Source organism: Glycocaulis abyssi (assembly GCF_041429775.1).
In the GTDB taxonomy this organism is placed as follows: Bacteria; Pseudomonadota; Alphaproteobacteria; order Caulobacterales; family Maricaulaceae; genus Glycocaulis; species Glycocaulis abyssi.
This window is the reverse complement of the sequence record NZ_CP163421.1, coordinates 269,345-294,684: the sequence shown is the minus strand read 5'-3', so window position 1 is coordinate 294,684 and position 25,340 is coordinate 269,345. Positions and strand designations below refer to the sequence as shown.

The following is a 25,340-nucleotide window of genomic DNA, read 5'->3' as shown; positions in this document are numbered from 1 at the left end:
GCTCCTACCCGCCCTGCCATGTGAAGGGAGAGGCGAAATCACGCCAGAGCGGAGCAGCTGCGTCCTTCTCCGACAGGATCGCGCGCGCCGCTGGCAGGCCCCAGTCTATGGCCAGATCAGGATCGTCAAAGCGCACCGCGCCATCGCTGGCCCTGTCGTAATGGGCATCGACCTTGTACTGGACGTGGCACTCATCCTCCAGCGTCATGAAGCCGTGCAGGAAACCGGCAGGCACGAAGAGCTGCAGGCCATTGTCCGCGCTCAGCTCTGCCTTGAAATGCTGGCCGTAGCTGGGCGAGCCACGGCGCGCATCCACCGCCACATCCATCACCCGCCCCTGAGAGACACGCACCAGCTTGGCCTGCGCAAAGGGCGGGGCCTGATAGTGCAGTCCCCTCACCGTCCCCGCCTTCACCGAGCGGGAATGATTGTCCTGTACGAAGCGCGTATCAATGCCGATGGCGGCGAAGGCGCGCGCATTCCAGCTTTCGGTGAAATAGCCGCGCTCATCCTCGAACCGGCGCGCGCGCACCAGCTTCACGCCATCAAGGGCCTCTGCGACCAGTTCAACCATGAGCGTGCGCTACTCCATTACCATTGCGCTCACCCATACAGGGCTGCGCCGTGCAGGGGCAAGGCGCGAGGCGTCCCGCCCCTCGTTTCCCCGACGAAAGTCGGGGCTCAGTCCTTTTCTGGGTCCCGGCTTGCGCCGGGAGAACGCAGCTACACCCGGAATGACGACAGAAGGCAGTGGAAAAGCAATCTGGATCCCCCGTCGGGGCGGGGGACCCCGGAGGATAGGTCAGTGGTGAAGCTGGAGAAATGACGCAATCGGCTACACAGCCGGGGTCTCCCGCACCGACGGGAGACCCAGCTTTTCTTGATGCGCAGCGCATCCGCGTTGCGGAAACCAAGAGTGGTACGGGCGGCCGGAATCGAACCGGCAAGGCCTTGCGGCCGGCGGATTTTGAGTCCGCTGCGTCTACCAATTCCGCCACGCCCGCAGCCTGACTGGTAACGGGGGTTCTAATAGGCGAGGCATGGCTTCACGTCGAGTGGGAATGGGCAGGCAGGGCCTGTGCTGGACGCAATGCGCCCGCCATGCCAAACAGCGCGTCTATCCTTGTTCCAGCCCCCTCCCGCCCCGAAGGCCGTTACCCATGGAAAACACGGCGCACGACACCGGCATGATCTCCCGTCTGGAGGCGATAGCGGCAGACGCGCCTGAAGATGGTCTGACGCTCGGCGATCTGACCGGACGCCTCGGCGAGCAGGCGTTTGGTGTCGTGCTGTTCGTGCTGGCTGTGCCGGTCTGCATGCCCTTCCTCTACGGCATCCCCCAGATCGTCGCCCTGCCCATGCTGGCGATCTGTGCGCAGCTGGCTCTGGGGCGCGATTCGCTCTGGCTACCAGAGCGCTTCGCCGCGCGGCGCCTCTCCAAGGCTGATCTGGTGAAAACCGCCCAGGGCGCAAAGAAATGGTTCGGCTGGATCGAGCATTTCGCCGCTCCGCGTCTTGCCTTCCTGTCGGGCGCCCTCGCCCACCGCATCGCAGGCGCGATGTTCTGCCTGTTCTGCCTGTCGATTCTGGTGCCGCTGCCCCTGACCAACACGACGCCGGGGGTGGCGCTGGCGCTGGCCGCTCTTGGCCTTATCAACCGGGACGGACTGCTGGTCCTGGCCGGCGTGATCATCGGCACCGGCTGGCTCATCATCCTCTATGGCGGCCTTATCATCCTGGGCCCGGCCTTTATCGAGTTGCTGATAGACCTGCTCCGCCGTGCACTTGATGAAGGTGTGTGGGCGATTGTCCTGCTCGCCTTTGCAGGTCTGGCGGCCCTTGCCGGGATCGTCATCTGGCGGCGCAGGCAGGCACGCACAAAACCCTGACCGCCCCTGCGGCAGTTCGGCCTCTCGCCCGTCCCCGCCAAAGCGCATAAGGTGACGCCATGAGCCTGTTTGCGCCCCTGCCCGCTCCGCTGCGAATCGCGCTGGAGCCGCGAAACTGGCCGCTGATCGCGGCGGGTGTTTCGCTTGCCTTGCTGGCAGGTGCCTTCGCGTTTGAATATATTGGCGGGCTGCTGCCCTGCCCGATGTGCGTCACCCAGCGCTGGGCCCATGCCGCCATCGCAGGCGCGGGCATCACGGTGTTTGTCGCGCTTCGCGCCCTGCCATTGCCAGATTTGTCAGCACGCCTCGGCGTCGGGCTGGTCGGCGTGCTCAGCCTCGTCAGCGCGTGGCATGCGCTCCATCATGTTCTGGTGGAGTATGAGATACTCGACCTGCCGCCCTCATGCGCGGGCGTTTCCAGCGGCCCGGTCAGCCTGGCCCAGATGGAAGCCCTGTTCGACAGCGCGCGCACCATTCCGCAATGCAATGAAGTGGTCTGGTCGCTGTTCGGTGTGTCAATGGCGGGCTGGAACGCGCTTGTATCACTTGGTCTTGCCGCGATCTCATTTCTTGTCCTGATAAACGCCATGAGGAGGCCCCGCTAATGGCTATCCGGCGCCCCGGCCCCGCCCGCAATAATGACGCCATCGCCCGGATGATCCGTATCGACCATGCGGGCGAATATGGCGCGGTGCATATCTATCGCGGCCAGCGCGCCGTGTTTGGCCGCCTGCCTTCCAAGACCCGCATTGCGCGCCAGCTGGAACATATGGAAGCCGACGAGCAGGCCCATCTCGATGCCTTTGACCGCTATATCGCCGAACGCGGCGTGCGCCCGACCGCGCTCAGCCCGGTCTGGCGGCTCGCGGGTTTCGGACTTGGCGTGGCAACCGCCCTGATGGGCGAGAAGGCCGCCCATGCCTGCACAGAGGCCGTCGAAAGCGTGATCGAGGGCCATTATGGCGAGCAGGTCAAAGAGCTCGAAGCCATGGGCGAGACAGAGCTGGCTGCGGACTTTGCCCGCTACCAGGAAGAAGAAGTCGCCCACAAGAATCTCGCCGTGGAAGAAGGCGCGCACGACACGCGGGGCTACCCTCTGCTGTCCGCCCTCATCAAGACCGGCTGCCGCATCGCCATCAAGGTGACAGAGCGGATCTGATCGTTTCCAGCCCGGCAACACTGAGCAGCCGCATGGCATGATTATGCCGCCCGCCCGAATGCCTACATTTCCGGTCAACGTTCAAGGGCTCAACAAGGAGGTCTTGCCATGATCGTGAAACGCGAATTTTCGAGCCTTGGCGGCTTTTCCAACACCTGGCTCAATGCCCGCCACCATTTCAGCTTCGGCCACTACTATGACCCCCACCGGATGGGCTGGGGTGCCTTGCGGGTCTGGAATGATGATGCCATCCGGGCGGGTACGGGCTTTGACCCCCACCCCCATTCGGACATGGAAATAATCACCTATGTCCGCGACGGGGCCATCACCCACATGGACAGCCTTGGCAATGAAGGCCGCACCGTGGCGGGCGATGTGCAGGTGATGAGCGCAGGCTCTGGTATCCGCCATTCCGAATATAACCGCGAGGATGAAATCACCCGCATCTTCCAGATCTGGATCATGCCCGATCAGCGCGGCGGTGAGCCGTACTGGAATGCGCGCGAATTCCCCAAGGACAGCCGCGCAGGCGAGCTGGTCGTGCTGGCTTCCGGCATCGAAGGTGATGAGGACGCCCTGCCGATCCGGGCCAATGCCCGCGTCCTCGGCGCTACCGTGAAGGCCGGTGACAGCATCGAATACAGGCTGGCCGACGGCCGTCACGCCTATCTGGTGCCTGCCACCGGAAAGGTGGAGGTCAATGGCGTATCCCTCGACGCGCGTGACGGTGCGGCGATCAAGGACGAGCCGGTCATCACCATCACTGCTCTGGAGGAATCCGAAGTCGTGATGGTCGATTGTTTGTAGTTCAGATGGCGCAGGTGTCCTCCCCCGTTTACGGGGGAGGTGCCTTCGAAGAAGGCGGAGGGGGGAGCAACAGGCAAATACCTCGCCTTGTAATCTCTGGATCCCGGGTCAAGCCCGGGAACCCGGTTGAGAGGAAAGTGACGTAAACCACCGGGGTCCCCCGCACCGACGGGGCACCCCGCCTCTCAGGCCGCGCAGAGCCGCCTGCGCACCCAACACCGCCCTGTGCATTACACCATACTTCGCTAACCATTTGCGGGCAGGATCAGGGCTGACCAGTCCAAAGGATGCTCCATGCCCCGCTCCACAAACTGCACACCGCGCCTGCTGGCTCTCGCCGCAGGCTTGAGCCTTCTCATGCTGCCGGGCTGTCTGGCGGCAGCGGCCACCGGCGCTGTTGTCGGCGCTGCCGGAGCGACCATTGGCGTTGCAGGCGATATCGCGGAAGGGGCGGTCGATACCGTGACGACCAGCGACGAGGAAGAAGAGCGCCGTAACCGCAGACGCGAACGCGACTAGGTCGTCCCTCCCCTAATCCACCCCGATCCATTTATGGGTCTGGAGCGAGAGGCTCCATTGCGGGTGAGCAAGGCAGTATTCAAACGCGGCTTTGGCGTTTTCCATCTGCTGCGGCCCGTCCATGGGCTGCAGGCGGAAAGCCTTGAAATCGAGACCTTCAAACAGGTCCGGCATGGCGTCTGCCTGCGGATAGACGAGTTTCAGCTCATCGCCAGAACGCTGTTTCAGCGGCGCGGTGGATTTCGGACTGACACAGATCCAGTCGAGGCCAGCGGGCGCTTCAATCGTGCCATTGGTCTCCACCGCAATCTCGAAGCCTTCAGCTTTGAGCGCGCCAATCGCCGCCTCATCCAGCTGCAATAGCGGCTCACCGCCCGTGCATACCACCAGCGGCTTTCCGCCGCCCTGCCAGTAGGTTTTCACATGGACGGCAAGGCTTTCAGCGCTGGCAAACTTGCCCCCGCCCGGACCATCTGTTCCGACAAAATCGGTATCACAGAACTGGCAGACGGCTTTTGCCCGGTCGCGCTCCAGCCCGCTCCACAGATTGCAGCCCGCAAAGCGCAGGAACACGGCCACGCGGCCCGCCTGCCCGCCCTCGCCCTGCACTGTCAGGAAGGTTTCCTTGACCGCATAGCTCATGCGCCTGCCCATTCCTTCCAGCCTGCCGCGCGCAGCTCGCACGCCGGGCAGGTGCCACAGCCATAGCCCCAAGGGTGCCGGTGCTCCCGGTCGCCCATATAGCAGGTGTGGGAATGTTCCACGATCAGGTCGACAAGCGGTTTGCCGCCCAGCGTCTGCGCCAGCGCCCAGGTCTCGCCCTTGGTCAGGAACATGAGCGGCGTATCGATTGTGACCGGCATATCCAGGCCCAGCGACAAAGCGCGCTCCTGTGCCTGAAGCGTATCCTCGCGGCAGTCTGGATAGCCGGAATAGTCCGTCTGGCACATGCCGCCGACCAGCACATCCAGCCCGCGCCGCCAGGCATGGGCCGCCGCCATGACCAGAAATACCAGATTGCGGCCCGGCACGAAGCTGGTCGGCAGGCCACTTTCACCCATCTCGATCACGCGCTCATAGGTCAGAGCGCTTTCGGCCAGCTGGCCATAGCCGGAAATGTCCACCGTCACATCGCCGCCGAGCCTTGCCGCCCATTCCGGCTTCAGCGCGGTCATCGCTTCGCGCACGGTCAGCCGGGCCTCCATCTCCACGCGGTGACGCTGGCCATAGTCAAAGCCGATGGTTTCCACACGCGGATAATGGGTCAGCGCATGGGCCAGACACACAGCCGAATCCTGCCCGCCCGAAAACAGGACGAGCGCGCCTTTCGCGCCGTGTGCAGCCGCTTTGCTTGTCAGGACAACCATGATCTAACCTCTGTGCTACCCGCTATATCCGGGCAGACGGCCCCGACTGCAAGGGAGGCAGCCATGACAACGCACAGTGATGACGCTGCCGATGGCGTGGTTGTGCTCTACACCACCTGGCCAGACGGTGCCGGCGCGCAGACCGTCGCGCAAACGATGCTGGATGAAAAACTGATCGCGTGCGCGAATATCTTTCCCGCCGGGCGGTCTGTCTTCTGCTGGGAGGGGGAGGTGCGGACGGAGACCGAAACCGTGGCGCTGTTCAAGACGTCAAAGGCGCGCGCGGGAGCTGCCCGCACGCGCCTGACTGAACTTCACCCCTATGACGAACCCTGTATCCTTGCCCTGCCCGCAGACACGGACTTCAGCGCCACCGGCTTCGTCCAGTGGGTCGCATCAGAAACCCGCTAGGGCCTGTACTCATAAAGGGTTTGGAGCGTGATATGCGCGAAAATCGTTCAATATCAGGAGCAGGCCCGACGGAAGGGCTGTCCCCTTTCGAGGGGCTGCGACGCAAGAGTGGGCGATTTTCGCCATACTCCTGCGGAGCGCGGCGGATTTCGTCACTGACCGCGTCGAGCCGTCCTTGTGGAGGGATGCTCCACGGCGGGCGTCTCTCCTTGTCAGCAACCAAATCCGCTACGCGTCACGCCCGAAACCTTTATGAGTACAGGCCCTAGGCCGTCCGGCGCAGATAGGCGATAGCCGACGGATCCTCGGCCAGCGCCTCCTCCAGAGCCTGCAGGAGAGGTTCCGAGGTCACCGGTGCGCGCACCAGCACCTCGCCGCCGGCGCGCTGTACGGGCGTCTGAAGGCCCGGCGCGAGGCGCACAATCGGGGTGAGCGAGGCGGTCGAGGCCAGCATGCGGATATCCTGCAGCGCGTCTTCCGGCTCGATATTGCCAAGGTTCATGCCCAGAATGATGCAATCATAGGCTGACGCACCCAGACCTTCGAGCATTTCACTGATGCTGGTGGCGCAGCTGACCACGCAGTTGAAGGATTTGAGATATCCCAGCAGCACCGCGCGGCGGGCCGGATCAGCCTCGCACACCAGCATGCGCAGGCGGCGATTGGCAAAGGCGAGGCGCTCATCCCCGATCCGGCCAGGCCGGTTGGCTGTGCGCACAGGCACCTCATACCAGAAGATGGAACCGGGATTGCCCGGCGTGTAGCCCACCTCACCGCCCATCATCGCGGCGATGCGCTTGGCAAGGTGCAGGGAAAGCCCCGTGCTGCCGCCAGAGCCCGGCTTGGCCGCCTCTTCGGCAAACACGTCAAACAGGCCGGCGCGATGAGCCTCACGCACGCCGCGGCCAGTGTCGCTGACAGCGATCCGCAAGCGGCTGGTGCCATCATCGCCCGGCTCGGAGGCGCTGAAGGTGACACAGACTTCACCGGCCTGGGTAAAGCGCACCGCATTGGCGACGAAAATTTCGGCCATCTGCACAAGCCTGTCCTGATCGCCGCGCAGGTTCAGCTTCTCGTCGATATTCATCTCGACGCGGAAATCCAGCCCCTTGGGCGCCGCACGCTTGGTGCCGAAACGCTCCAGGCGCTCGCGCAGGCGCTCGGCCGGAAAATCATCCAGACGCAGCTCAAAACTGCCTGCCTCGATGCGCGATACATCCAGAATTTCGGCCACCAGCGCTGCAAGGGCGTCCCCGGATTCCGCTACCCGGGCGACCATGCGCCGGGCATCGGCGGGCAGGGCGATATCCTGCAGCATCTGCGTCTGGGCAAGAATGGAGTTGAGCGGCGCACCAAGCTCATGGCTCATATTGGCCAGCATGGCGGCCTTGTGGCGGGCTTCGCCTTCGGCAGCGCCTGCCGCTGCCTCGTGACGCTCGGCAAGGCGGGCCAGCGCCTCGCGCTGCGCCTCGGCATCCTGACGCGCCTCTTCCAGATCAGCATTGGCCTCGACGGTTTCGACCAGACTCTGGCGATAGGTCGCCGCCAGCCGGGTTGTCACCAGAAAGAACAGGAGTGTCATGCCCGCCAGGACAAACCCCGTCACGGACGCGAACGACGCATACCACAGCGCCGCCAGCGACAGGCAGGGCACATTATAGGCGAGCACGACGCGCGGCTCCGCCGCAGAGGTCATGGCTGCGCCCGCCGACATGCCCGAAATCATCACAGCCACGGCCAGGAGTGCGCCTATCGGCGCATCAGAAGGCAGCAGAAAGCCAGCCCCGCCCCAGAGCATACCGACAAAGCCGGTGCAGATCATATAGCTGGTCATCTGGCCAGGCGTCGGCACGGTGCCCGATTTGCGGGCGCGGTTTAGTGATAGCAGGCGCAGGACCGAGGCAACAACCATCGCGGCGACCCAGGCAGCCAGAAGCGGCAGCGGAGCCGATCCGTAGAGCATAGCGCCCACGCCCGCAGCGCCGATGATATTCATCGGCACAGCCTGTTTGGCGCTGCTGGTTATCAGAAGACGCGCGGCTTCACGTACGCGCTGCGCAGTCTCTTGCTCACGCGCAATTGCGCGCGCCTCGGCAAACCCCATATCACACCCTCCAGCCGCTTTTTTCTGCGGTTCTGAAGCGACTATGCGCCAAGGTGCGTTAAAACGGAGTGTGCGGCCCGTTAACCTCGCAGCGAGATTTCCTTCCGGAGCATTGACTTATGCGTACCACGACCCCGCTGGCCCTGATTGCAACTCTTGTCCTCGCAGCCTGCTCGCCTGCCGGAAACGGCGCGGGCGAGCAGCCGGTTGCGGAGGTTCAGGGCGATCTGCATGTCGATCCCGCCGCCGAGGCCGAGCTGCTCAACTGGCGCGACCTGCTGCCCGAGGGGGAGCTGGAAATGCTGCTGGCGCTTGAGGAAGGCATCGCACCGCCCACGCTGATGAGCCAGTTCCAGACCCGCCGGGACGAACAGATGGGTACGTTCAACGTCGTTGATGAGCTTGACGGTCTGATCGTGCGCATGCCGGGCTATATCCTGCCGCTGGACTATGCCGAGCGCGGCCAGGCACGCGAGTTTCTCTTCCTGCCCTATCACGGGGCCTGCATTCACTACCCCCCGCCCCCGCCGAACCAGATTGTCTATCTGCGCTCGGCAGAGCCGATCCGGTTCAGCCAGCTCTGGGAACCGGTATGGGTGGAGGGGCGCATGGAGATACAGCGCGTCGAAACAGACTTGGCCGACGCAGCCTATGCCATGGCTGTGCGCTCCGTGCGCCCATATGATGGCTAGTAGCTGACGCGAATACCCGCCATCACCATGCGCGGCGCACCGGCAAAGGCGGTCGGCTGTTCGTAAACCGTATCAAGCGCGTTCGAGACAATGACATAGGCGCTGAGCTGTTCGCTGAACCGCCACTGGCCTGAGACATTGACCAGCTCATAGCCTGCCACCGGCGCATTGCCGCTGACGAAGAAGCCGTCATCATCATAGGTCACATCGCGCCGCGCGCCGGTGCGCTGATAACGCGCCGACAGGGAGAGCGCCTCGACCGGCCGCCAGACGAGACCGGCCGACCAGCTATGGCGCGGGCGGCGCAGAAGCGGCGTTCCCGTCACCGCATTGGTGGCTTCGATATAGGCATAGTCCACATCAAGCTGCAGATTGGCCATCAGGTCGAACGTGCCAGTAACTTCCACCCCGGAAAGCTCAGCCCGGCCGATATTCTCGTTGGTGCCGGTGAAGGTGACGAAGTCGAACACGTTCTCGATCAGATTATCGATATCGGTCTCGAAATAGCTGATGGACACGCTTAGCTGCCGGTCTCTGGCCAGTGAAAAGCCCGCGCGCGCGCCCACTTCCCAGCTCTCGGCCTCTTCGGGTTGCAGATCCGGATTTGGCGTGGTGAAGGCCGAGCTGACAAACCGCTCTGACAGGGTCGGTGCCTTGAAGGCGGTGGCATAGCGGGCAAACAGCTGGAACGGCGTTTGCGGAACACTCCAGACGGCACCCAGCGACCAGGTGGTCTGTGTGCCAAATCCGCCGAAATCATCGACGCGCAGCGAGCCGGACAAATCAAACATATCCGCTGCCAGCGCCTGTACGTTCACATACGCACCGACATTGTTTTCCGAGCGCGAGAGCGGATCGTCCCACGCGGTGGCCGTGTTGATGGAGTCCCGCTCAGCCTGCACGCCGAACGCAACAACCGGCTCCAGCGCAGCAAACCCTTGCGGCTGCCAAGTGTTCAGCCATTCCACAAAGCTGCGGCGCGCGCCATAAGTGTCGGTGACAATGCTGGCATCACTGCTTTCGCGATCGTTGCGCACCTGGCCAAGGCGCAGCGCGCTGGTCAGGCGGGCATCCTTACTCTGCCACCCAAGACCGGCCCGCCAGAGCGTCTGGTCATTGCGCGACACTTCGAGACCTGGATCATCCGCCCGCTGGGAGAAGCCCGGCCCGCCGGAGAAGGTGTCAAAATCACTCGTGGATTCCCGGTGGCGCACGATGCCTGTCAGGGTAAAACCATTGCCAAGATCATAGGCGGCATTGGCGGTGATGGTCGTGATCGCTCCGCCATCGCGTTCATTACCGGACAGGGCCATGCGGGCGGGCGTCGCGTTAAAGCCATCGCTCTGATAGCGCTCTGCGCTGAGCCCGTATTCCAGCGACCCTGTGGTGCCAGATGCCCCCGCCAGCAGGCGGATCGTGTTGAATGAGCCTGCCGACAGGCCGAGATAGGGTGAGAATTCGCTGTCCCCGCCCCGGCGCGGGACCAGATTTATCACGCCGCCAATCGCGTCCGAGCCGTAAAGCGAGGAGAGCGGCCCGCGCGCAATTTCCACGCGGTCGAGATCACCCAGCGAATCCTGACCGGCATCAAACTGGCCCGCGGGCGTCGAGGCGTCATTCACCCGGATGCCGTCAAACAGGACCAGCGTGTGCTTGGCATTGGTGCCGCGCGCGAAAATGGACGTTGTCGCCCCCACCCCGCCGGACTGGACGACCGAAAAGCCCGGATATCTTGTCAGCGCGCTGACGAGATCGGTCAGACCTTCCACTTCAATCGTGTCGCGGTCCAGCGTATCAACCCGCAGCGCCAGGCGTTCAGCGGCGACCGGCACGCGCGTGCCGGTGACGGTCACGACATCGGAGATATCGCCCGCCTCGCTGGCCAGAGCAGCCGACAGCGCAAGAATACTGACCGAAAACATGAATGTTTCTCCTTATTGAATTCAGACCGGCGAGAAGCCCCCGTCCGGGGCCTCCCGGACGGCAAACACGTTGGCAAGAATGGTGGAACTCAGAGCGGTTGCGGGCGGGCCATCGGCAACGATCCGCCCTTCACCCAGCACAATGACGCGGGCCGCATGGCGGCGCGCCATCGCCAGATCATGCAAGGCGAGAATGATGGCCGTGCCGCTTGCCGCCTCTGCCCGCAGCAGCGCCATAACGTCAAGCTGGTGGCGCGGATCGAGGGCGTTAAGCGGCTCGTCGAGCAAGAGGAGCGGCGCACGGGCGGCCAGCACCCGCGCCAGATGGATGCGGGCCTTCTCACCGCCCGAAAGCGTATCGACCGGACGGTGCGCAAAGCCGGAAGCGCCGCACCGTTCAATCGCGTCATTGACGCTTTCGCGCGCCGCTTGCGGCAGGCGCTCATAGGGCCGCCCTTCATGGGCAAACCGGCCCAGCGCCACCATGTCCACCCCGCGCATGGCCCAGGCCGCACCGCGCTCCTGCGCCAGCCAGGCCATGTGCCCCGCACGCTCGCGCGCGGACAGCGCGAATACGTCCTGCCCGCCAAGGCGCACTTCGCCCTCACGGGCAGGCAGGATCCCGGCGGCAAGTTTGAGCAGGGTCGACTTGCCCGCGCCATTGGGGCCAACAAGACAGATCAGCTCACCCGGCTGCACCGACATGGTGATCGCATGCAGCACCGTACGGTCTGAGTGGCCGGCACTAGCGGCGATGATGTCGAGGCGCGCGCTCATTGGCCCATCCCCCGCGCCCGCGCGGCAATCCAGATGAAGGCGGGCGCACCGATAAGCGCAGCCGTGACGCCAAGCTTCATCTCGATGGCGAATGGCAGCACGCGCACCGCCATGTCGGCCAGCACCAGAACCGTCCCCGCCAGCAGGGCCGATGGCAGCAACAAATCACCCGGATCATGGCGCACGAAGGGCCGCACCACATGCGGCGCGACAATGCCGACAAAGCCGATAATCCCGGCAACCGCCACGCTGGCACCGGTCAGCAGCGCGCTGCCAATGATGACCAGCAGGCGTATGCGCGGCACGTTTGCGCCGAGTCCCGATGCGCCTTCTTCGCCCAGCGTCAGCGCGCGCAGGCCCGGCCCCGCCATCAGCACCAGAACAAGGCCAATGACCCAGAACGGCGCGGCAAAGCCGATATCGGCCCAGGAACGGTTGGCAACCGATCCCAGAAGCCAGTTGATGAGGTCAGAGAGCGAAAACGGATTGGGCGCGAAATTCATCAAAAGCGCCATCAGCGCGCCAGCAAGGCTCGACAGGCCCACACCGACAAGGATCAGCCGCGTGGTCGAGACCGAGCTGGCACCGAGCACATAGAGCAGGACGGTCGTGCCCAGCGCCATGAGGATGGCAAGGCCCGGCATCGCCCAGACGCTCAAGGCAGCAAGGTTGAAATAGACCGCGATCACCGCGCCCAGCGCGGAGGCGCCGGACACGCCAAGCACGCCGGGATCGGCCAGCGGGTTGCGCAAAAGCCCCTGCAGGGCCGCGCCAGCAAGACCCAGCGCCGCACCAACGCCAAACGCCGCCAGAATGCGCGGCAGGCGGATTTCCAGCACCAGAATGCGGGCCAGCTCGCCCTCTGCACCGGACTGGCCAAGCGACGCGATATCAGCCCAGCCACCGGCAGGAGCCAGAGCGGCCAGCACGGCAAGGAGCGCCACGCCCGCCATCACAAGATTGAACCTGATCGGCATCATGGCTGCGCTCCGGTGCCGGAAAGAGGTTGCTGCCTCAGGGCGAATGCGTGAAGGCGCGCCGCTTCTGCGCCTGCCAGCCAGGTGGTGCAGGCGATCACGCCGGTATCGAGAGCCAGTACAGGGCGCGCGCTTAAAGCCCGGCGCATCACCGGGTGCCGGCTGGCGCTCCAGCGGTCGACCCGGTCAGTGGCGCTATTGGCAAAGCCGGTGACGAAGATGGCGGGGGTTTGCGTGGCAACGGCTTCCAGCGGCAGGCTGACCCAGCCTGTCTGGCTGGCAGCGGCGTTGCGCAAGCCCGCCGCGCTCAGAAGCGCATCAACAAAGGTGCCCTGCCCCGCCGTGACGCCGCCGGGCGTGACGTAAAGCGCTGATGTGGCACTGGCGGCGGACACGCTGGCCAGCGCCCCGTCCATGGTCGCGAGCACGGCGTCGCCGCGCTCTGGCTGGCCGAAGGCCGACGCCGCACCGCGCGTCTCGCGGCGTATATCGTCAAAGTCCGCGATATGGCCAATCTGGTGAACGGGGATATCCAGCCGCTCGAACAGGGCAAGAATGCGCGGATCGCCGCCCCAGCTGCGCACAACCATGTCGGGCCGGTGCGCGATGATTTCCTCCGCCAGCGGACGCGCCTGCGGGAGGCCTTCGGCAATGTCGGCATGGGAGGAGAAATCTGCGCGGGCATCAGGCGAGAGCGCTGCAATCTGACTGCGGTCAGCCAGCCCCAGCACATACTGGTCAGCGCAATAATCCAGCGAGACAATGCGCTGCGGCTGGGCCGAAGCACCGCTGGTGAGCAGCAGCAGCCCGATTACGGTCAGCAATATACGCACGCGCATGGCAAATGCCCCGCCCTGCCCATGCGGGACGGCGAACCGGCCCGCTACAAACGTTTCGGGCTGACGCAACTGCACAGCGCTCTTCGCGACGAATCGCGAAACGCGATGCGCAGGCCGTACGGCCCGGCTGTTTGCCGCTATGACGGAGTAAATCCGTGTGCCGAAGGACTGGACCCGGTCCTGCACAAGCGACTGCGGTGGCAGGTCTCCTGACTTGCGGGTCAACACCTTTTTGATGCCGCCTTCCCGGGATCGCTCCCAGTGGCTTCATGGCATCAAGGCTCGCCGCCTACAGTTGCGGGCACAGTCCCGGACTTGGAGATAAATCCCCTCACCGGTGTTCCCTCTAGGCTTCCTCGCGGAAGCACCACCGGCGACAGGGTTAGCTGCAATGTTGCGGGTGCGTCAAGCGCGCTGGCTTCAGCGCTTCTTGAAAAGCACCCAAGCTGCAAAGGCTCGGCGGTCATTGGTGCTTGCGGCCATGAATCCTGCAATCGACGCTTCGGCGTCGGCCAGATGCTGCCGCACACCCGATTTCGCAAAGCGGGCGTCAGGATCATAATCGGCCTCGTGACGCAGCTCTTGCAGGGTGACAAACCGGCTTGCAAAATTTTGAATGTCAGCGGGAAACTTTGTCATTTCCGGGCGTTTGCAGGCGGTCTTCGCAATCCCGTGTTCCAACGCCCGATAAGTCTGAGACCATGCCGGATTGGAGCGGGAGGCTTTTGCCGTGCCAATCAGCAGATCGGCATTTGACCGCGCCAAACAGTGAAAGAGCGCGTAGTACGCCACGCTTACTGCGCGCCGGAGATCAGCCTGCGCCGGCTTGCTCTTGCCCGCCAGGAACCGCCGCCCCGAAGCAATCAGATCAAGCGGCTTCAGAGCTGAGCCCCGCTGCCTCTGCTTTTGAGATAAAGCTTACGATTGGAAACGCATCGATCCCGCGATGAACCAGCGCATTGCGGATCGCACGCGGGATCATCATCGTCTTCTCCGAGGGAAGAACGCCGCCACCCTTGGGCATGTTGACAATAATATGTGTGCGCAAGATCGGTTCGCCGTCTGCATCGGCCTCCGGCCTCACATGAACATCAACAACCACAGCCGGACCCAAGGCGTCGGTGGCAATTGCCTGTATCAAGGATTTGAGTTCGGCGTCCATCGTCTCTCCTTTCGGAAAGTCTAACACACGAGCAGCACAGGCGCGAATATCAGGCGCGCTCACATCTCCTGGAAGGAGATGATGGCCGGGCCGAGGATGACGATGAAGAGGACCGGAAGGAAAAAGACAATCATCGGCACGGTCAGCTTGGCAGGCAGCGCGGCGGCCTTCTTCTCCGCAGACGCCATGCGCATATCACGGTTTTCCTTGGCCATCACGCGCAGGGCCTGCCCCAGCGGTGTACCGTAACGCTCGGCCTGAACGAGAGCCGTTGCCACCCCCTTCACGCCGGGATGGTTGGTACGGACCGCGAGGTTCTCGTACGCCTGCCGGCGGTCCTGCAGATAGGCAAGCTCGGCCGTTGCCAGCGACAACTCCTCGGCCAGTTCTATCGACGTGGTGCCCACCTCTGCGGCCACTTTCTGGAAAGCCGCTTCAATGGACATGCCTGCTTCCACGCAGATCAGCAGCAGGTCCAGCGCATCAGGGAAGGCACGCATGATGGAATCGCGCCGCTTCTGCGCCGCATTCGACAGATAGATGCCTGGCGCATAGTAGCCCAGCAGTGTCAGCCCCAGGACAATGGCCACGCGCTGAATGGTCGGAAGACCGAAATCGTTCAGCAAAAACAGATAGGCCAGCGACAGGGCAAACAGCGCGATCGGCGCGATCAGGCGTGCAAAATAGAAGGCGAAAACCGGCCCCTGCCCGCGCATGCCCGCCTGAATCAGCTTGTTCTTGAGATTGGGGTCTTCAAGAAGGGTCTGAAGGTTCAGGCGCTCCACCACCTTGCGGTAGAGCGAACGGGTATCCTTGCCCCTCAACGCACTGCCACGCGCTTCAAGCTCCAGGGCTTCACGCGATTTGCGGCGCAATTCCTCGCGGCGATTGGCCACCGACTTGATCCGCTTGTCGAGCTTGTTGCCGCCCAAGGCCGGGCCGGACACGGTCAGCACGGTTGCAAACACAAGGAAAAAGGCCAGCAGGCCGAACAGATTGGCCGGGGTCGTTATCCACTGGGCGAACTGGGTTACCATCACATATCCGCCTAGTGCTTGAAGTTTATCATGCCGCGCATGACGAAAATGCCGATGGCCATCCACATCAGCCCGCCCAGCAGCATGAGCTGGCCCAGCGGGTGAGTGAACATCAGGCCCATATAATCGGGTGCCACCACCATCACGATGCACAGGACGAGTGGGGGCAGCGCACCAATAATCATCGCGGACGCCTTGGCCTCTGACGACAGGGCCTGGATCTTCTCGCCCATCAGCTTGCGTGCACGCAGCACCGTCGAGAGATTGCCCAGCGCCTCTGCCAGATTGCCGCCGGTCTTGGCCTGGATCACCAGCACGATGGCAAAGAAATTGAGTTCGGGTACCGGCATGCGCTGGGTCATGCGCCGCATGCCCTCGTCGAGATCGACACCTACCGCGATACCCTCATTGAGCTTTTCAAACTCGGTGCGGACCGGCTCCGGGCTTTCCCGGGCAATGATCTTCAGGCACTCGTTTAGCGGGAGACCTGACTTCACGCCGCGCACAACGATATCAATCGCGTCTGCGAAATTATTGGTGAAACGCTTCTGGCGGCGCGAGACGAGAAATCCCACCACCCAGCGCGGCAGCCCCAACCCGGCTACAAAGCCCGCCGACAGGGTCAGCAGAACATTCATGCCGCTGGCGAAAACGGCAATGGCCGCCACCACCCCGATCACGGCTGAACCGATCCAGAAATGCTGGGGCGTCCAGCTGACGCCGGCCTGCTCCAGCCTGGCGCGCAAGGTAAAGGCACGTTTGCGCGCGGCCTTCTGGCGCTCTTCCAGCTCTTTAAGTGTCTCCTGGACCTGACGTTTTTTTTGCGCGGTCTGATCGAGCGCGCTTGTCTGGCGTCTGCCAGCCTGCAAAGGCGCGCCCACGGCTATCTGTACGCGCTGGGCCTGACGCTTGCTGCCGCCGCTGGTGAACGCAATCCCCACACCGGCCACGGCCACGAAGGCGGCGATTGCAGCGATGATGAAGGAGAGGTCGCCCATCGCGCGTCAGGCCTCCGATGCGTCGAGGGCGGCGGCCAGTTCGCGTTCGAGTCCGAAATACCGGGCACGGTCCCAGAATTTCGGCCGGGCAATGCCGGTGGAGACGTGCCGGCCGGCAATATTGCCCTGTTCATCCTCGCCGGTGATCTCGTAGAGGAAGAGGTCCTGGGTGACGATGACATCGCCCTCCATGCCCAACACCTCGGTGATATGGGTGATCTTGCGCGTGCCGTCGCGCAGGCGCGCAGCCTGCACAATGACATCAATCGAACCGGAGATCATTTCCCGGATAGTCTTGGTCGGCAGGTTGTAGCCGCCCATCGTAATCATGGACTCGATACGTGACAGTCCCTCGCGCGGGCTGTTGGCGTGCAGCGTGCCCATGGACCCGTCATGGCCGGTATTCATCGCCTGCAGCAGGTCGAAGGCTTCGGGGCCGCGCACCTCGCCCACAATGATGCGTTCCGGGCGCATGCGCAGGCAGTTCTTGACCAGATCACGCATGGTGACCTGGCCTGTGCCTTCCAGATTGGGCGGACGGGTTTCAAGGCGCACCACGTGGGGCTGCTGAAGCTGCAGCTCGGCGGCGTCCTCACACGTGATGACCCGCTCTTCCTCGCCGATAAAACCGGTCAGGCAGTTGAGCAGCGTCGTCTTGCCCGAACCCGTACCGCCGGAAATGAGCACGTTACAGCGCGATGCGCCGATGATCTGCAGCACCTTGGCGCCTTCAGGCGTGATCGATCCGAAATCGACCAGGTGCTGCATGGTCAGCTTGTCTTTCTTGAACTTCCGGATGGTCAGTGTGGGACCATCAAGTGCCAGCGGCGGCGCGATGACATTGACGCGCGAACCATCGGCCAGGCGCGCATCGCAGATAGGCGAGCTTTCATCCACGCGCCGGCCCACCTGGGACACGATGCGCTGGCAGATATTCATCAGCTGGCCATTATCCCGGAAGCGGATATTGGTCTTCTGGACGCGGCCATTGACCTCGATAAACACGTCGCCAGCGCCATTGACCATGATGTCGGCAATGTCGTCGCGTGCCAGCAGCGGCTCCAACGGACCATAGCCCAGTACATCATTGCAGATGTCCTGCAGCAGGCTTTCCTGCTCGGCAATCGACATCGCCACGTTCTTGATCGAGATGATCTCGGTGACGATATCGCGGATTTCTTCGGCCGCCGTCGCGTTGTCGAGCCGGGCCAGCTGGCCAAGATCAATCGTATCGATCAGCGCATTGAAGATCGTCGTCTTGATCGCGTAGTATTCGGCCGAGCGCTCCTGACCGACCTGCACGGCAGGGCGGGGCTTGGGTTTGCTGGTGGTCTGCGGTGTAGCGCTGGCACGCGGCTGGGGCGCGGGCGCAGCAGGACGCGGGCGCGGCTGTGCAGCAGCTGCAGGTGCGGGCCGCGGCGCAGCCGCTGGTGCAGCCGCAGCGGGCGTGGCCGCCGCTGGTGTCGCCTGTGGGGTTGTTGTGCGCTTGCCGAACATGCCTTGCGTGCCGTCTCTAGCCTTTGCGTCCGAACAGGGATTTCAGACCCGAGCGCTGCTGGCGGACAGGCGCGGAGCTGCGCCCGGTGAGCTGGCTTGCCACATGGGCAAATCCGTCAGCGGCTTTCGACTTGGCATCGACCTCGGCAATCATCTGGCCGTTATTGGCCGCCGCCCCGAACAGAGCCGGCTCGAACGGCAGCACCAGGGCGGGAGCCGTGCCGAGCGCGTCGGAGAAGTCTTTAAGCGGGATGTCCGGCTTTTTCGGGCATCCCGCCATGTTGACGATGACCTTGGGCGGCTCGTCATTGGGGCGGTTCTGGCGTACCAGATCGAACAGATTCTTGGCATTGCGCAGGCAGGCAAGATCCGGCGTGACCGTGACAACCACCTGCTCTGCCGACAGCAGCGTGCGGCGTACCCAGGGCGACCAGGCGTGCGGCAGGTCCAGCGCCACAAAGGGCGCCTGACGGCGCACCTTTTCCAGCACCGTCTCGAACGCTTCAGGGCCGAAATCCCAGTCGCTTTCCAGCGTTGCCGGGGCCGAGAACAGGCTGAGGCGCTCCCCGCACTTGACCAGCAAGCGATCGAGAAGCGCATCGTCCAGCCGGTCCGGGTCCGCCAGTGCCTGACTGATCGTCTGCGCGGGGTCCTGATTGAAATCGAGACCGGCAGTGCCAAAACTCAGATCGAGATCGACCAGCACGGTTTCCATGTGCTGCAGCTCGCCCATGCACCAGGCGATATTGTGGGCGATGGTGGAAGAGCCCACCCCGCCCTTGGCACCGATAAAGGCGATGGAGCGGCCCGCAAACGGGGCATCAGGATCAACAAACAGGCCGGAAATCGTGCGGATCAGGTGCAGCGGCGTCATCGGCGGCACGAGATACTCGCTTACACCCCTGCGCATCAGTTCGCGATAAAGCCCGATATCATTGGCCGCGCCGATGATGATGATGCGCGTATCCCCGTCACAGACCGAGGCCAGCTCGTCCAGCTGGGCGAAAAGCTGCGCGCCGCGCATGCCGGTCTCGATAATCAGCAGATTGGGCGTCAACTCGTCATGGAAGCGCTCGATAGCGCCCGCCAGCCCGCCAAGCTCGACATTGACATGGGCGCGGGCCAGCCGACGATCAGCGCCGGCATTGTGGATGAGAGCGCCCGTCTCGGGCCGCTCGCAGAAAGCCTCGATCGAGATGCGCGGGACAGGCTGGATGACATCGCCTGCATCGGCATCAACCTCGCCATAAAGCCCGGGCGAAACAGCCGACAATTCATGGCCGCGCCCCTCCGGCTGGCTGGGCGCCGGTGCGGGATCAGCCTCGCTGACGAAATCCGGCGCTACCCGGTTGGCCGCAGCCAGCTTCGCACCAAATCCTGCAGCCGGACCTGGCTGGGGCGCGGGCTGAACAGGCTCGTCAAACGTGTCGGCCGCATCTGTATCCGTGACCTCGCCGCGCAGGCGCGCCTCAACCGTCGCGGCATCCAGAAACGGGTCTGACGGCGTGGAAAAATCGTCGCCCAGGAATTCATCCCCGGCATCGAACCCGTCATCTTCGTATGGTCTGGGCTGTGTCATCGTGTGTCTGTTTCCGGCTGGGCGTTCTGATTATTCAACGGCGCGGCTGACCGTGCCGCTTTCGCTGGCGCTGCGTTCGCTTGTGGTGGACTGGCCCTGACGCCAGCGGTCGAGAACCGTCTGACGGCGCGCCGCATCGGGATCCTCAAATGTGCGCGGCGTCACGAGATCGCGCGGGTCAGCGACCATCGCGGCGAGATTCTGCTCGGTGGCGCAGCCAAAGCCGCCCCAGCCGCCGCCCGGCCGCGCATTGCGAACATCGCTCCAGCGGTTCTCGCATTCCAGCGCTACAGCGCGGTAGCGTGTGAAGGAAAAGACCACGGGCGCCTGAGCGTAACCGCCTGCCTCATAGGCCCCGCCGCCAATCTGGCGCCAGTCCAGCCCGTGTCCGTAAAGCGCGTTGCGCACATCGGCGATGGCACCCAGCGCCGCGTCTGCATTGCCGGCATTCTGGGGATAGGAGATCACGAAAGGTCCGTGACCGCGCGCCTTGTACTCGCCCGCCAGCGCCTCGATCAGTTCCAGCTGCGCCCAGGTAAGGCCGTTATCGCGCGGATCGACAGGCATTTCGACACGCACGGTTTCCGGCACCGCGCTGGCGCGCGGCAGGTCGCGCGGAGCCGTGGCGCAGGCAGCCAGCGAAAGGGCAGCGGCAAGCGACAGACAAAGAGCTCTTATCATCATGGCGCTACTCCACGCTGAAGCCGACAGGGCCGTTCCAGCCCTGCCCATCCACCTGCGCGCCGGGCGCGGCATAGACACGGTTCAGACGGCCGAGAAACACGTGAGAGGCTGTCGAGGCAGGCTCGAACCCGTCACCGGGAGACGCCAGAGCGTTCGGGTTTGCCGGGTCGACAAGGTAGGGCGTGACGACAATCACCAGCTCGGTCTCGCTATTGGCGAAATCACGCGAGCGGAAGAGCGCGCCCAGAACCGGCAGACGCTCCACCCCCGGAACGCCGTCCATGGCCTGCCGGGTCTCTTCCTTTATCAGGCCGGCAATGACCAGGCTGCCGCCAGAGGGCAACTCCACCGTCGTTTCTGCGCGGTTCACGGTCAGCGACGGAATGGTCAGCGCCGGGACGCCGCCAACGACATTCCCATCCGCATCCGTCTGCGCACTGCCGCCCAGCGTAATCGAACCCTGATTGGAGAGCTCCGACACCTCTGTGGAGATGCGCAGCGAAATGCGCCCCTCCGACAGCACGACCGGCGTAAAACCAAGGCCGACACCGAAGGGCTTGTATTCAATGGTGATATTACCATCGCGATCGCGTCCGACAGGCACCGGGAACTCGCCACCCGCCAGAAAGTTCGCAGACTCGCCGGAAATCGCGCTGAGGTTCGGTTCGGCCAGCGTACGTACCAGTCCAACGCGCTCCAGCGCCGCAAACGTTGCGCCAAGCCGGGTATTGGGACCGAGCGCGTTGAGAAGGTCAGCCCGGGCGGTCAGCCCGCCAAGCGCGCGGCCCGCCAGACCGAACGCGTTCTCGGTTTCGATGCGGTTTACCGTCGGGCTGGCGGTGTTCAGATTGGCGCTCAGATTGATGCCGAGCTGGCGCACCAGCGTGCGCTGCATTTCCACAATGCGCACACGCAGCAGCACCTGATCGCGCCCTTCGACGGTCAGGAAGCTGATGACCTGTTCAGGGTCATCCGCCCAGCGGCGCGCCACCTGCAACGCGGTATCGGCAGCACTGGCAGAGGGCACAGTGCCGGACAGCACGATATTGGCGTTCATGGATTCAGCACTGATGCGCCCATCAGGCACGAAGCGCCGCAGCGCATCGCTCAGCCCGTCCATATCGCGCTCGACGCGCACCGCCAGATCGAGGATCAGCGCGCCATCGGCGTCAAAGAAAAAGACATTGGTGCGCCCCACGCCCTGCCCCAGCAGTACGGCGCGCGTGGGCGAGCGCACAACCGCATCGGCCACCGTCGGGCTTGCCACCATGACATCGGCAGCATCAACGGGCAGGTGGATCACGGCGGCCTGGCCGAGCGGCAGGGTGATGCGCTCCGATACCGGCCCGTCACCGGGCTGGCGGATCGTCACCTGCATCGTGTTATTGCGCTCTATACCTGCCCCTTGCGAATGGGCTGGCGCACACAGCAATAGCGGCGCAAGCGCCGCCAGCGTGGCAAGAAGTCTCGCCGCCATCACTCCCCTCCCCGCGCACTGAGCGCGACACGCTCTTCACGCCCGTAACGGAACACGCGCACGACGCGTTGACCGCCATCAGCCATCTCGCCAGTGTCAGCCGACGGCGCGTCAGCATCCGCCAGGCTGCGCAGCGACAGGGTCAGCGTGCCGCCCGCTATCGCCTGCGCGGCGATTTGCGCCTGCCGGGGCGTCACCTCCAGCGTCGCCGTGGAACCAACGACTGCGCCCGACCCGTCTTCGGAGAAGGACTGGTCAATCGCCAGCACGCGTACATTTTCCAGCAGGGTCTGTGCGGAGAAGGCGTTGCGCTCGCCTTGTGTCGTGACGATCAGATCAACCCGGTCATTGGGCAGGATGAACCCGCCAGCGCCCGCACGCGCCGATGTCGGCACGGCGATGGCACGCATGCCGGGCGAAATCACCGCCGCCATGAAACCGCTGGCGCCCGGCGCCACCAGCCGGCGGTCCGTAATGGGTTCACCGCGCGCAATGGCAGCGCGCACAACCGATCCGGCCAGCCGGTTCACCGCGTCCCGGTCAGCTGATTCGCGGATGTAGCTGGACGAAACCGCTTCTTCCGGCCAGGGCTGCCAGTAGAGATCGCCCGGTGCCACGCGCTGGCCCATGGCCAGATCAGACCTTGCCGCCAGCACCCTGACCGAAGGCGCTTCCGCCACGGGGGCTTCTGCTACTGTGCGCTCGATCACTTGCGGCTGCATGGCATTGCGCACGAAGAAAGCCGCAACGATTGCGGCCAGACCGGCGGCGGCGAGAATGGCTATACGGGTGGCGTTCATGGCAGCTCGCGGATCCCTCGGCGCGAAAAGGCAGTTATGCCTGATCTCACCGCCAAAACCTCAAGGCCGCGTTAATAATCGAAGGTGTTGTGTGTCCCGCGCAGGGAATGTGCCAGTTGGGTCACCAAGGCGTTAACTGCCGAACGCCGCCATTAGCGGCGAGTGGGGAAGCGTCCATAGCATGCCGCCCGCAATCGCCACGCCATAGGGCACAGGCGCACCCTGGGCCAGCGGACTGGCCGCAAGACGGGCCGGAGACATGGGCAAAGCGGGCGCAAACCGGCGCAAGAGCAGCAGGATAGCCGCCAGAAGGCCGCCACAGATCATCGCCAGAAGCAGGAAGGTGAGAACGGATGGCCAGCCGAACCAGAGCGCGAGCGCGGCAATCAGCTTGGCATCGCCGCCACCCAGCCAGCCCGGCATCCACAGCGCCATCATCAGCGCCAGCACCCCAAGCCCCGTCAGCAGGTTAAGGCCAGCGCCCTGCCAACCGAGCCCCGAAAACGGCGCATATACCAGCCAGAGAGCAATCAGCGCGCCGGGTATCCAGTTGGAAATCGTGAAGCGGCGCACATCCTCCAGCGCCGCCAGAAGGGTGAGCAGAATTGCAGCACTCACGCAAAAATAGATCAGCATCACGCCCGGCACATCTTCAGCTTCCCAAGACGGCCAGCCCACCACAACAGGCTTAAGATTGGGTGCACAGGACGCGGCGGCCTGCGAAGGCTAACGCGCGCTAACGGCAGAGCAAGGCGGCGAGAATGCCGGTAAAGCGGCAGCTATTTCCGTTCCCGTTCCCGTTCCCGTTGCCGTTGCCATTACCGTTGCCGTTGCCGTTGCCGTTACCGTTTCCGTTTCCGTTGCCGGGATCAGTTTCGCCACCAGCGCTACCGCCATCACCGGATTCCGAACTGCCTGAGCCGGTACCGGGACTACTCTCAGATCCGCTACCCGACCCGCCACCATTGCCCGGATCTTGCGGCTCATCATGTTGCCACTCACCGCTGACAAACCCGACGCGGCGCGGACGCATATAGACGGTTTCGCTCAGATTGAACTGGCCAAAGCTGCTGCCGGTAAGGGGCGTGTGATAGGCATAACCCGTTTCCACGACGACAACGCCGCCATCGGGGAGCAGCATGCCCGCAGGCAGAGACGGCAGGTCAGCGCCCAGCCGTGGATCGAGGCCGCGCCCCTGGCTCCACTCCAGTGTCGGAACACCCAGGCTGTCGGCACTGATCGAGGTAACGCGCACACTCAGATTGCCCGGCGCGTAGGGTGCCATGATCGCCTGAGCCGCGGCGATCACATCTGTCAGCGCCGCATCATTCACATTGTCAGCTTGCGCCACCAGATCGGCAATCGTGCTGGAGGCCGCCGTCAACTTGCGGTCAGCCGACAGGACAAGCGTCGCCTGAACCACTCCGACATAGAGCGCGATCAGCAAAGGTGCCAGCAGGGCAAACTCCACCGCCGACACGCCCCTGCGGTCCGAGCCGAACCGTCTGATCCGGTTGAGGACGCTCATTGCACCGCCTCCTGGAAGGGTTCGTTGCGGAACGCAGCCGTGGCCGTGAGAAGGCGGCGATTGCCGGGCATGTTCGAGAGGCCAAGGCCAAGATTGGGCACGATCAGGGGCCAGTCATAAAAGGCACGCACCAGCACGATCTCGCCCGGATTGCCCGGCAGGAAGCTCACCGCTTCAAGATCCACCATGCCCTCGTCATCGACCGGCAGGGCGGTGGCACCGCCAAAGCTTTCCAGCGTGCGCACATCAATGCGCAGACGATTGCAACGCAGCAGGCCCGCAGACCGGCTGCAGACCGAGTTTCTAAACGCCTCCGGCGACCCGCCCGCCAGCTGAAGCTGCCCGGTGCGTATCTCACGCGCGGACTGGGACAGCCCGTGCTCCATCATCATGCCGGCGAAGAACACCAGGGCGGTTTCAAGAATGGCACCCAGCAACGCCAGAAACGGCAAGGCGACAAGGGCGAACTCGACCGCCGTCGCGCCCTTCTTGTCCTTCGCCATGCGCGAGGCAGCGCGCTTGATCGGGCTTTTCAGGAACACGGCCTTGCTTCTCCCCGCAGTGTGGTTCAACGGGGAGTATCGCGCACCGCGCTTAATTCGCGGTGAAAAAGCGTGGTTAAAGAACGACTAAACCTAGCGGCCGCCGCCAGCCGACGTGCGGTCGGCCTGCTGGCCGGAAACCCCGGAGAACCAGTCCGACGCATCGCCGATCACCGGCACGGCCTGACATTCGGGCGCGCACACATAGCTATGACGCTCGGTATTGCGGAAAACCTGTACGCTGCCCCGGCCCGACTGGGTGACCAGCAGGTCGGAGGTGTAAAGCACGCGGCCATTATCATCGAGCGCGATCATGTTGGTGCGCCCGAACACACGCCCTGTCACGAAGATGGTGCGCGCATCATAGAGCGTCGCATCGGCGATATTGGGATTGCCGATAATGATGGCGGCCGCATCGCCGGGCAGGCGAATGAGCGCCGTATGGTCGGCTGGCACCTCAAAGCCGCGCGACTGCGCCTGCGCGACTGCCGCACAGGTCAGTGCAAGAAGGCTCGCAAGAAAGAGCTGAACAGGCTTCATGGCCATTATCCCGGTGCAAATCTGCGCCAAGCA

28 protein-coding genes, 1 tRNA gene and 1 riboswitch are annotated in these 25,340 nt (G+C 63.9%); of the genes, 7 read left to right on the top strand and 22 right to left on the bottom strand.

The window, feature by feature from the left end; translation table 11 throughout:
* Window positions 1-4: 4 nt before the first annotated feature.
* Both rfbC and AB6B38_RS01505 read right to left on the bottom strand, forming a co-directional pair.
* A complete protein-coding gene (gene rfbC, locus AB6B38_RS01510; RefSeq protein WP_371393891.1) occupies window positions 5-574 on the bottom strand; it encodes a dTDP-4-dehydrorhamnose 3,5-epimerase in 570 nt (189 codons plus the stop codon).
* Between the two features lie 343 nt (window positions 575-917).
* A tRNA-Leu gene (locus AB6B38_RS01505) sits at window positions 918-1,004 on the bottom strand.
* Between the two features lie 156 nt (window positions 1,005-1,160).
* Between AB6B38_RS01505 and AB6B38_RS01500 the strand changes: the two genes are divergently transcribed.
* The 5 genes from AB6B38_RS01500 to AB6B38_RS01480 all read left to right on the top strand — a co-directional run bounded on the left by AB6B38_RS01500 (window position 1,161) and on the right by AB6B38_RS01480 (window position 4,374).
* Entirely contained in the window at window positions 1,161-1,889 is a 729-nt protein-coding gene (locus AB6B38_RS01500) for an exopolysaccharide biosynthesis protein (protein WP_371393890.1), read from the top strand.
* Window positions 1,890-1,948: 59 nt separating this feature from the next.
* The gene (locus AB6B38_RS01495) at window positions 1,949-2,494 is read left to right on the top strand and encodes a disulfide bond formation protein B (RefSeq protein ID WP_371393889.1); all 546 of its coding nucleotides are present in this window, start codon (window positions 1,949-1,951) and stop codon (window positions 2,492-2,494) included.
* The gene (locus tag AB6B38_RS01490) at window positions 2,494-3,048 is read left to right on the top strand and encodes a demethoxyubiquinone hydroxylase family protein (RefSeq protein WP_371393888.1); all 555 of its coding nucleotides are present in this window, start codon (window positions 2,494-2,496) and stop codon (window positions 3,046-3,048) included. The genes AB6B38_RS01495 and AB6B38_RS01490 overlap by 1 nt, the downstream gene beginning before the upstream one ends.
* 108 nt (window positions 3,049-3,156) lie before the next feature.
* Window positions 3,157-3,855 carry a pirin family protein gene (locus AB6B38_RS01485; protein WP_371393887.1) on the top strand — a complete coding sequence of 233 codons (699 nt, stop codon included), beginning with the start codon at window positions 3,157-3,159 and terminating at the stop codon, window positions 3,853-3,855.
* Between the two features lie 294 nt (window positions 3,856-4,149).
* Window positions 4,150-4,374 (top strand): hypothetical protein, encoded by a 225-nt coding sequence (locus tag AB6B38_RS01480; protein ID WP_371393886.1) that lies wholly within the window; start codon window positions 4,150-4,152, stop codon window positions 4,372-4,374.
* 12 nt (window positions 4,375-4,386) lie between these two features.
* Here the strand turns inward: AB6B38_RS01480 and queE are convergent, their stop codons facing one another.
* Both queE and queC read right to left on the bottom strand, forming a co-directional pair.
* Window positions 4,387-5,016: a 7-carboxy-7-deazaguanine synthase gene (queE, locus tag AB6B38_RS01475; protein ID WP_371393885.1), complete on the bottom strand. Its 630-nt coding sequence runs from the start codon at window positions 5,014-5,016 to the stop codon at window positions 4,387-4,389.
* Window positions 5,013-5,741, bottom strand: coding sequence for a 7-cyano-7-deazaguanine synthase QueC (queC, locus tag AB6B38_RS01470; RefSeq protein WP_371393883.1), 729 nt, complete (start codon window positions 5,739-5,741; stop codon window positions 5,013-5,015). The genes queE and queC overlap by 4 nt, the downstream gene beginning before the upstream one ends.
* Window positions 5,742-5,804: 63 nt before the next feature.
* On the opposite strand from queC, the gene cutA reads away from it, so the two are divergent.
* Complete coding sequence (gene cutA / locus AB6B38_RS01465; protein ID WP_371393882.1) at window positions 5,805-6,152, top strand: divalent-cation tolerance protein CutA; 348 nt, start codon at window positions 5,805-5,807, stop codon at window positions 6,150-6,152.
* Window positions 6,153-6,417: 265 nt separating this feature from the next.
* Here the strand turns inward: cutA and AB6B38_RS01460 are convergent, their stop codons facing one another.
* Complete coding sequence (locus tag AB6B38_RS01460; RefSeq protein ID WP_371393881.1) at window positions 6,418-8,256, bottom strand: ATP-binding protein; 1,839 nt, start codon at window positions 8,254-8,256, stop codon at window positions 6,418-6,420.
* Between the two features lie 119 nt (window positions 8,257-8,375).
* Between AB6B38_RS01460 and AB6B38_RS01455 the strand changes: the two genes are divergently transcribed.
* Complete coding sequence (locus AB6B38_RS01455; protein WP_217979609.1) at window positions 8,376-8,948, top strand: DUF3299 domain-containing protein; 573 nt, start codon at window positions 8,376-8,378, stop codon at window positions 8,946-8,948.
* Here AB6B38_RS01455 and AB6B38_RS01450 read toward each other — a convergent pair.
* The 17 genes from AB6B38_RS01450 to AB6B38_RS01370 all read right to left on the bottom strand — a co-directional run bounded on the left by AB6B38_RS01450 (window position 8,945) and on the right by AB6B38_RS01370 (window position 25,307).
* Window positions 8,945-10,870 (bottom strand): TonB-dependent receptor domain-containing protein, encoded by a 1,926-nt coding sequence (locus tag AB6B38_RS01450; protein WP_217979608.1) that lies wholly within the window; start codon window positions 10,868-10,870, stop codon window positions 8,945-8,947. The two genes, AB6B38_RS01455 and AB6B38_RS01450, sit on opposite strands and share 4 nt — an antisense overlap.
* A 21-nt stretch (window positions 10,871-10,891) precedes the next feature.
* On the bottom strand, window positions 10,892-11,647 hold the full coding sequence (locus tag AB6B38_RS01445) for an ABC transporter ATP-binding protein (RefSeq protein ID WP_371393880.1): 756 nt from the start codon (window positions 11,645-11,647) through the stop codon (window positions 10,892-10,894).
* On the bottom strand, window positions 11,644-12,627 hold the full coding sequence (locus AB6B38_RS01440; protein ID WP_217979606.1) for an iron ABC transporter permease: 984 nt from the start codon (window positions 12,625-12,627) through the stop codon (window positions 11,644-11,646). The genes AB6B38_RS01445 and AB6B38_RS01440 overlap by 4 nt, the downstream gene beginning before the upstream one ends.
* The gene (locus AB6B38_RS01435) at window positions 12,624-13,532 is read right to left on the bottom strand and encodes an ABC transporter substrate-binding protein (RefSeq protein WP_371393879.1); all 909 of its coding nucleotides are present in this window, start codon (window positions 13,530-13,532) and stop codon (window positions 12,624-12,626) included. Before AB6B38_RS01435 ends, AB6B38_RS01440 begins: the two co-directional genes overlap by 4 nt.
* A gap of 112 nt (window positions 13,533-13,644) precedes the next feature.
* A riboswitch (cobalamin riboswitch) is annotated at window positions 13,645-13,850 on the bottom strand.
* 33 nt (window positions 13,851-13,883) lie between these two features.
* The gene (locus AB6B38_RS01430; RefSeq protein ID WP_371393878.1) at window positions 13,884-14,255 is read right to left on the bottom strand and encodes a hypothetical protein; all 372 of its coding nucleotides are present in this window, start codon (window positions 14,253-14,255) and stop codon (window positions 13,884-13,886) included.
* 76 nt (window positions 14,256-14,331) lie between these two features.
* Window positions 14,332-14,625: a hypothetical protein gene (locus tag AB6B38_RS01425; RefSeq protein WP_371393877.1), complete on the bottom strand. Its 294-nt coding sequence runs from the start codon at window positions 14,623-14,625 to the stop codon at window positions 14,332-14,334.
* A gap of 59 nt (window positions 14,626-14,684) precedes the next feature.
* Window positions 14,685-15,662 (bottom strand): type II secretion system F family protein, encoded by a 978-nt coding sequence (locus tag AB6B38_RS01420; RefSeq protein WP_371393876.1) that lies wholly within the window; start codon window positions 15,660-15,662, stop codon window positions 14,685-14,687.
* A gap of 11 nt (window positions 15,663-15,673) precedes the next feature.
* Window positions 15,674-16,660, bottom strand: a complete 987-nt coding sequence (locus AB6B38_RS01415) for a type II secretion system F family protein (protein ID WP_371393875.1) — start codon at window positions 16,658-16,660, stop codon at window positions 15,674-15,676.
* 6 nt (window positions 16,661-16,666) lie between these two features.
* Window positions 16,667-18,157 carry a CpaF family protein gene (locus AB6B38_RS01410; RefSeq protein ID WP_371393873.1) on the bottom strand — a complete coding sequence of 497 codons (1,491 nt, stop codon included), beginning with the start codon at window positions 18,155-18,157 and terminating at the stop codon, window positions 16,667-16,669.
* A gap of 16 nt (window positions 18,158-18,173) precedes the next feature.
* Window positions 18,174-19,736 (bottom strand): CpaE family protein, encoded by a 1,563-nt coding sequence (locus AB6B38_RS01405; RefSeq protein ID WP_371393872.1) that lies wholly within the window; start codon window positions 19,734-19,736, stop codon window positions 18,174-18,176.
* 30 nt (window positions 19,737-19,766) lie between these two features.
* Window positions 19,767-20,420, bottom strand: coding sequence for a CpaD family pilus assembly lipoprotein (locus AB6B38_RS01400; protein WP_371393871.1), 654 nt, complete (start codon window positions 20,418-20,420; stop codon window positions 19,767-19,769).
* Between the two features lie 4 nt (window positions 20,421-20,424).
* Entirely contained in the window at window positions 20,425-21,897 is a 1,473-nt protein-coding gene (locus tag AB6B38_RS01395) for a type II and III secretion system protein family protein (protein ID WP_371393870.1), read from the bottom strand.
* Window positions 21,897-22,697, bottom strand: a complete 801-nt coding sequence (cpaB, locus tag AB6B38_RS01390; RefSeq protein ID WP_371393868.1) for a Flp pilus assembly protein CpaB — start codon at window positions 22,695-22,697, stop codon at window positions 21,897-21,899. Before cpaB ends, AB6B38_RS01395 begins: the two co-directional genes overlap by 1 nt.
* Before the next feature lie 132 nt (window positions 22,698-22,829).
* Window positions 22,830-23,375, bottom strand: a complete 546-nt coding sequence (locus AB6B38_RS01385; protein ID WP_371393866.1) for a prepilin peptidase — start codon at window positions 23,373-23,375, stop codon at window positions 22,830-22,832.
* A 58-nt stretch (window positions 23,376-23,433) separates the two neighbouring features.
* The gene (locus tag AB6B38_RS01380) at window positions 23,434-24,225 is read right to left on the bottom strand and encodes a TadE/TadG family type IV pilus assembly protein (RefSeq protein WP_371393864.1); all 792 of its coding nucleotides are present in this window, start codon (window positions 24,223-24,225) and stop codon (window positions 23,434-23,436) included.
* Window positions 24,222-24,767, bottom strand: coding sequence for a TadE/TadG family type IV pilus assembly protein (locus tag AB6B38_RS01375; protein ID WP_371393862.1), 546 nt, complete (start codon window positions 24,765-24,767; stop codon window positions 24,222-24,224). The genes AB6B38_RS01380 and AB6B38_RS01375 overlap by 4 nt, the downstream gene beginning before the upstream one ends.
* A gap of 93 nt (window positions 24,768-24,860) precedes the next feature.
* Complete coding sequence (locus AB6B38_RS01370; RefSeq protein ID WP_371393860.1) at window positions 24,861-25,307, bottom strand: pilus assembly protein N-terminal domain-containing protein; 447 nt, start codon at window positions 25,305-25,307, stop codon at window positions 24,861-24,863.
* Window positions 25,308-25,340 lie beyond the last annotated feature (33 nt).

Excerpts from the sequence above, each read along its gene's own strand:
- rfbC (WP_371393891.1), bottom strand. The coding sequence starts at position 574 with ATGGTTGAACTGGTCGCAGAGGCCCTTGATGGCGTGAAGCTGGTGCGC.
- AB6B38_RS01500 (WP_371393890.1), top strand. The coding sequence starts at position 1,161 with ATGGAAAACACGGCGCACGACACCGGCATGATCTCCCGTCTGGAGGCG.
- AB6B38_RS01495 (WP_371393889.1), top strand. The coding sequence starts at position 1,949 with ATGAGCCTGTTTGCGCCCCTGCCCGCTCCGCTGCGAATCGCGCTGGAG.
- AB6B38_RS01490 (WP_371393888.1), top strand. The coding sequence starts at position 2,494 with ATGGCTATCCGGCGCCCCGGCCCCGCCCGCAATAATGACGCCATCGCC.
- AB6B38_RS01485 (WP_371393887.1), top strand. The coding sequence starts at position 3,157 with ATGATCGTGAAACGCGAATTTTCGAGCCTTGGCGGCTTTTCCAACACC.
- AB6B38_RS01480 (WP_371393886.1), top strand. The coding sequence starts at position 4,150 with ATGCCCCGCTCCACAAACTGCACACCGCGCCTGCTGGCTCTCGCCGCA.
- queE (WP_371393885.1), bottom strand. The coding sequence starts at position 5,016 with ATGAGCTATGCGGTCAAGGAAACCTTCCTGACAGTGCAGGGCGAGGGC.
- queC (WP_371393883.1), bottom strand. The coding sequence starts at position 5,741 with ATGGTTGTCCTGACAAGCAAAGCGGCTGCACACGGCGCGAAAGGCGCG.
- cutA (WP_371393882.1), top strand. The coding sequence starts at position 5,805 with ATGACAACGCACAGTGATGACGCTGCCGATGGCGTGGTTGTGCTCTAC.
- AB6B38_RS01460 (WP_371393881.1), bottom strand. The coding sequence starts at position 8,256 with ATGGGGTTTGCCGAGGCGCGCGCAATTGCGCGTGAGCAAGAGACTGCG.
- AB6B38_RS01455 (WP_217979609.1), top strand. The coding sequence starts at position 8,376 with ATGCGTACCACGACCCCGCTGGCCCTGATTGCAACTCTTGTCCTCGCA.
- AB6B38_RS01450 (WP_217979608.1), bottom strand. The coding sequence starts at position 10,870 with ATGTTTTCGGTCAGTATTCTTGCGCTGTCGGCTGCTCTGGCCAGCGAG.
- AB6B38_RS01445 (WP_371393880.1), bottom strand. The coding sequence starts at position 11,647 with ATGAGCGCGCGCCTCGACATCATCGCCGCTAGTGCCGGCCACTCAGAC.
- AB6B38_RS01440 (WP_217979606.1), bottom strand. The coding sequence starts at position 12,627 with ATGATGCCGATCAGGTTCAATCTTGTGATGGCGGGCGTGGCGCTCCTT.
- AB6B38_RS01425 (WP_371393877.1), bottom strand. The coding sequence starts at position 14,625 with ATGGACGCCGAACTCAAATCCTTGATACAGGCAATTGCCACCGACGCC.
- AB6B38_RS01420 (WP_371393876.1), bottom strand. The coding sequence starts at position 15,662 with ATGGTAACCCAGTTCGCCCAGTGGATAACGACCCCGGCCAATCTGTTC.
- AB6B38_RS01415 (WP_371393875.1), bottom strand. The coding sequence starts at position 16,660 with ATGGGCGACCTCTCCTTCATCATCGCTGCAATCGCCGCCTTCGTGGCC.
- AB6B38_RS01410 (WP_371393873.1), bottom strand. The coding sequence starts at position 18,157 with ATGTTCGGCAAGCGCACAACAACCCCACAGGCGACACCAGCGGCGGCC.
- AB6B38_RS01405 (WP_371393872.1), bottom strand. The coding sequence starts at position 19,736 with ATGACACAGCCCAGACCATACGAAGATGACGGGTTCGATGCCGGGGAT.
- AB6B38_RS01400 (WP_371393871.1), bottom strand. The coding sequence starts at position 20,420 with ATGATGATAAGAGCTCTTTGTCTGTCGCTTGCCGCTGCCCTTTCGCTG.
- AB6B38_RS01395 (WP_371393870.1), bottom strand. The coding sequence starts at position 21,897 with ATGGCGGCGAGACTTCTTGCCACGCTGGCGGCGCTTGCGCCGCTATTG.
- cpaB (WP_371393868.1), bottom strand. The coding sequence starts at position 22,697 with ATGAACGCCACCCGTATAGCCATTCTCGCCGCCGCCGGTCTGGCCGCA.
- AB6B38_RS01380 (WP_371393864.1), bottom strand. The coding sequence starts at position 24,225 with ATGAGCGTCCTCAACCGGATCAGACGGTTCGGCTCGGACCGCAGGGGC.
- AB6B38_RS01370 (WP_371393860.1), bottom strand. The coding sequence starts at position 25,307 with ATGAAGCCTGTTCAGCTCTTTCTTGCGAGCCTTCTTGCACTGACCTGT.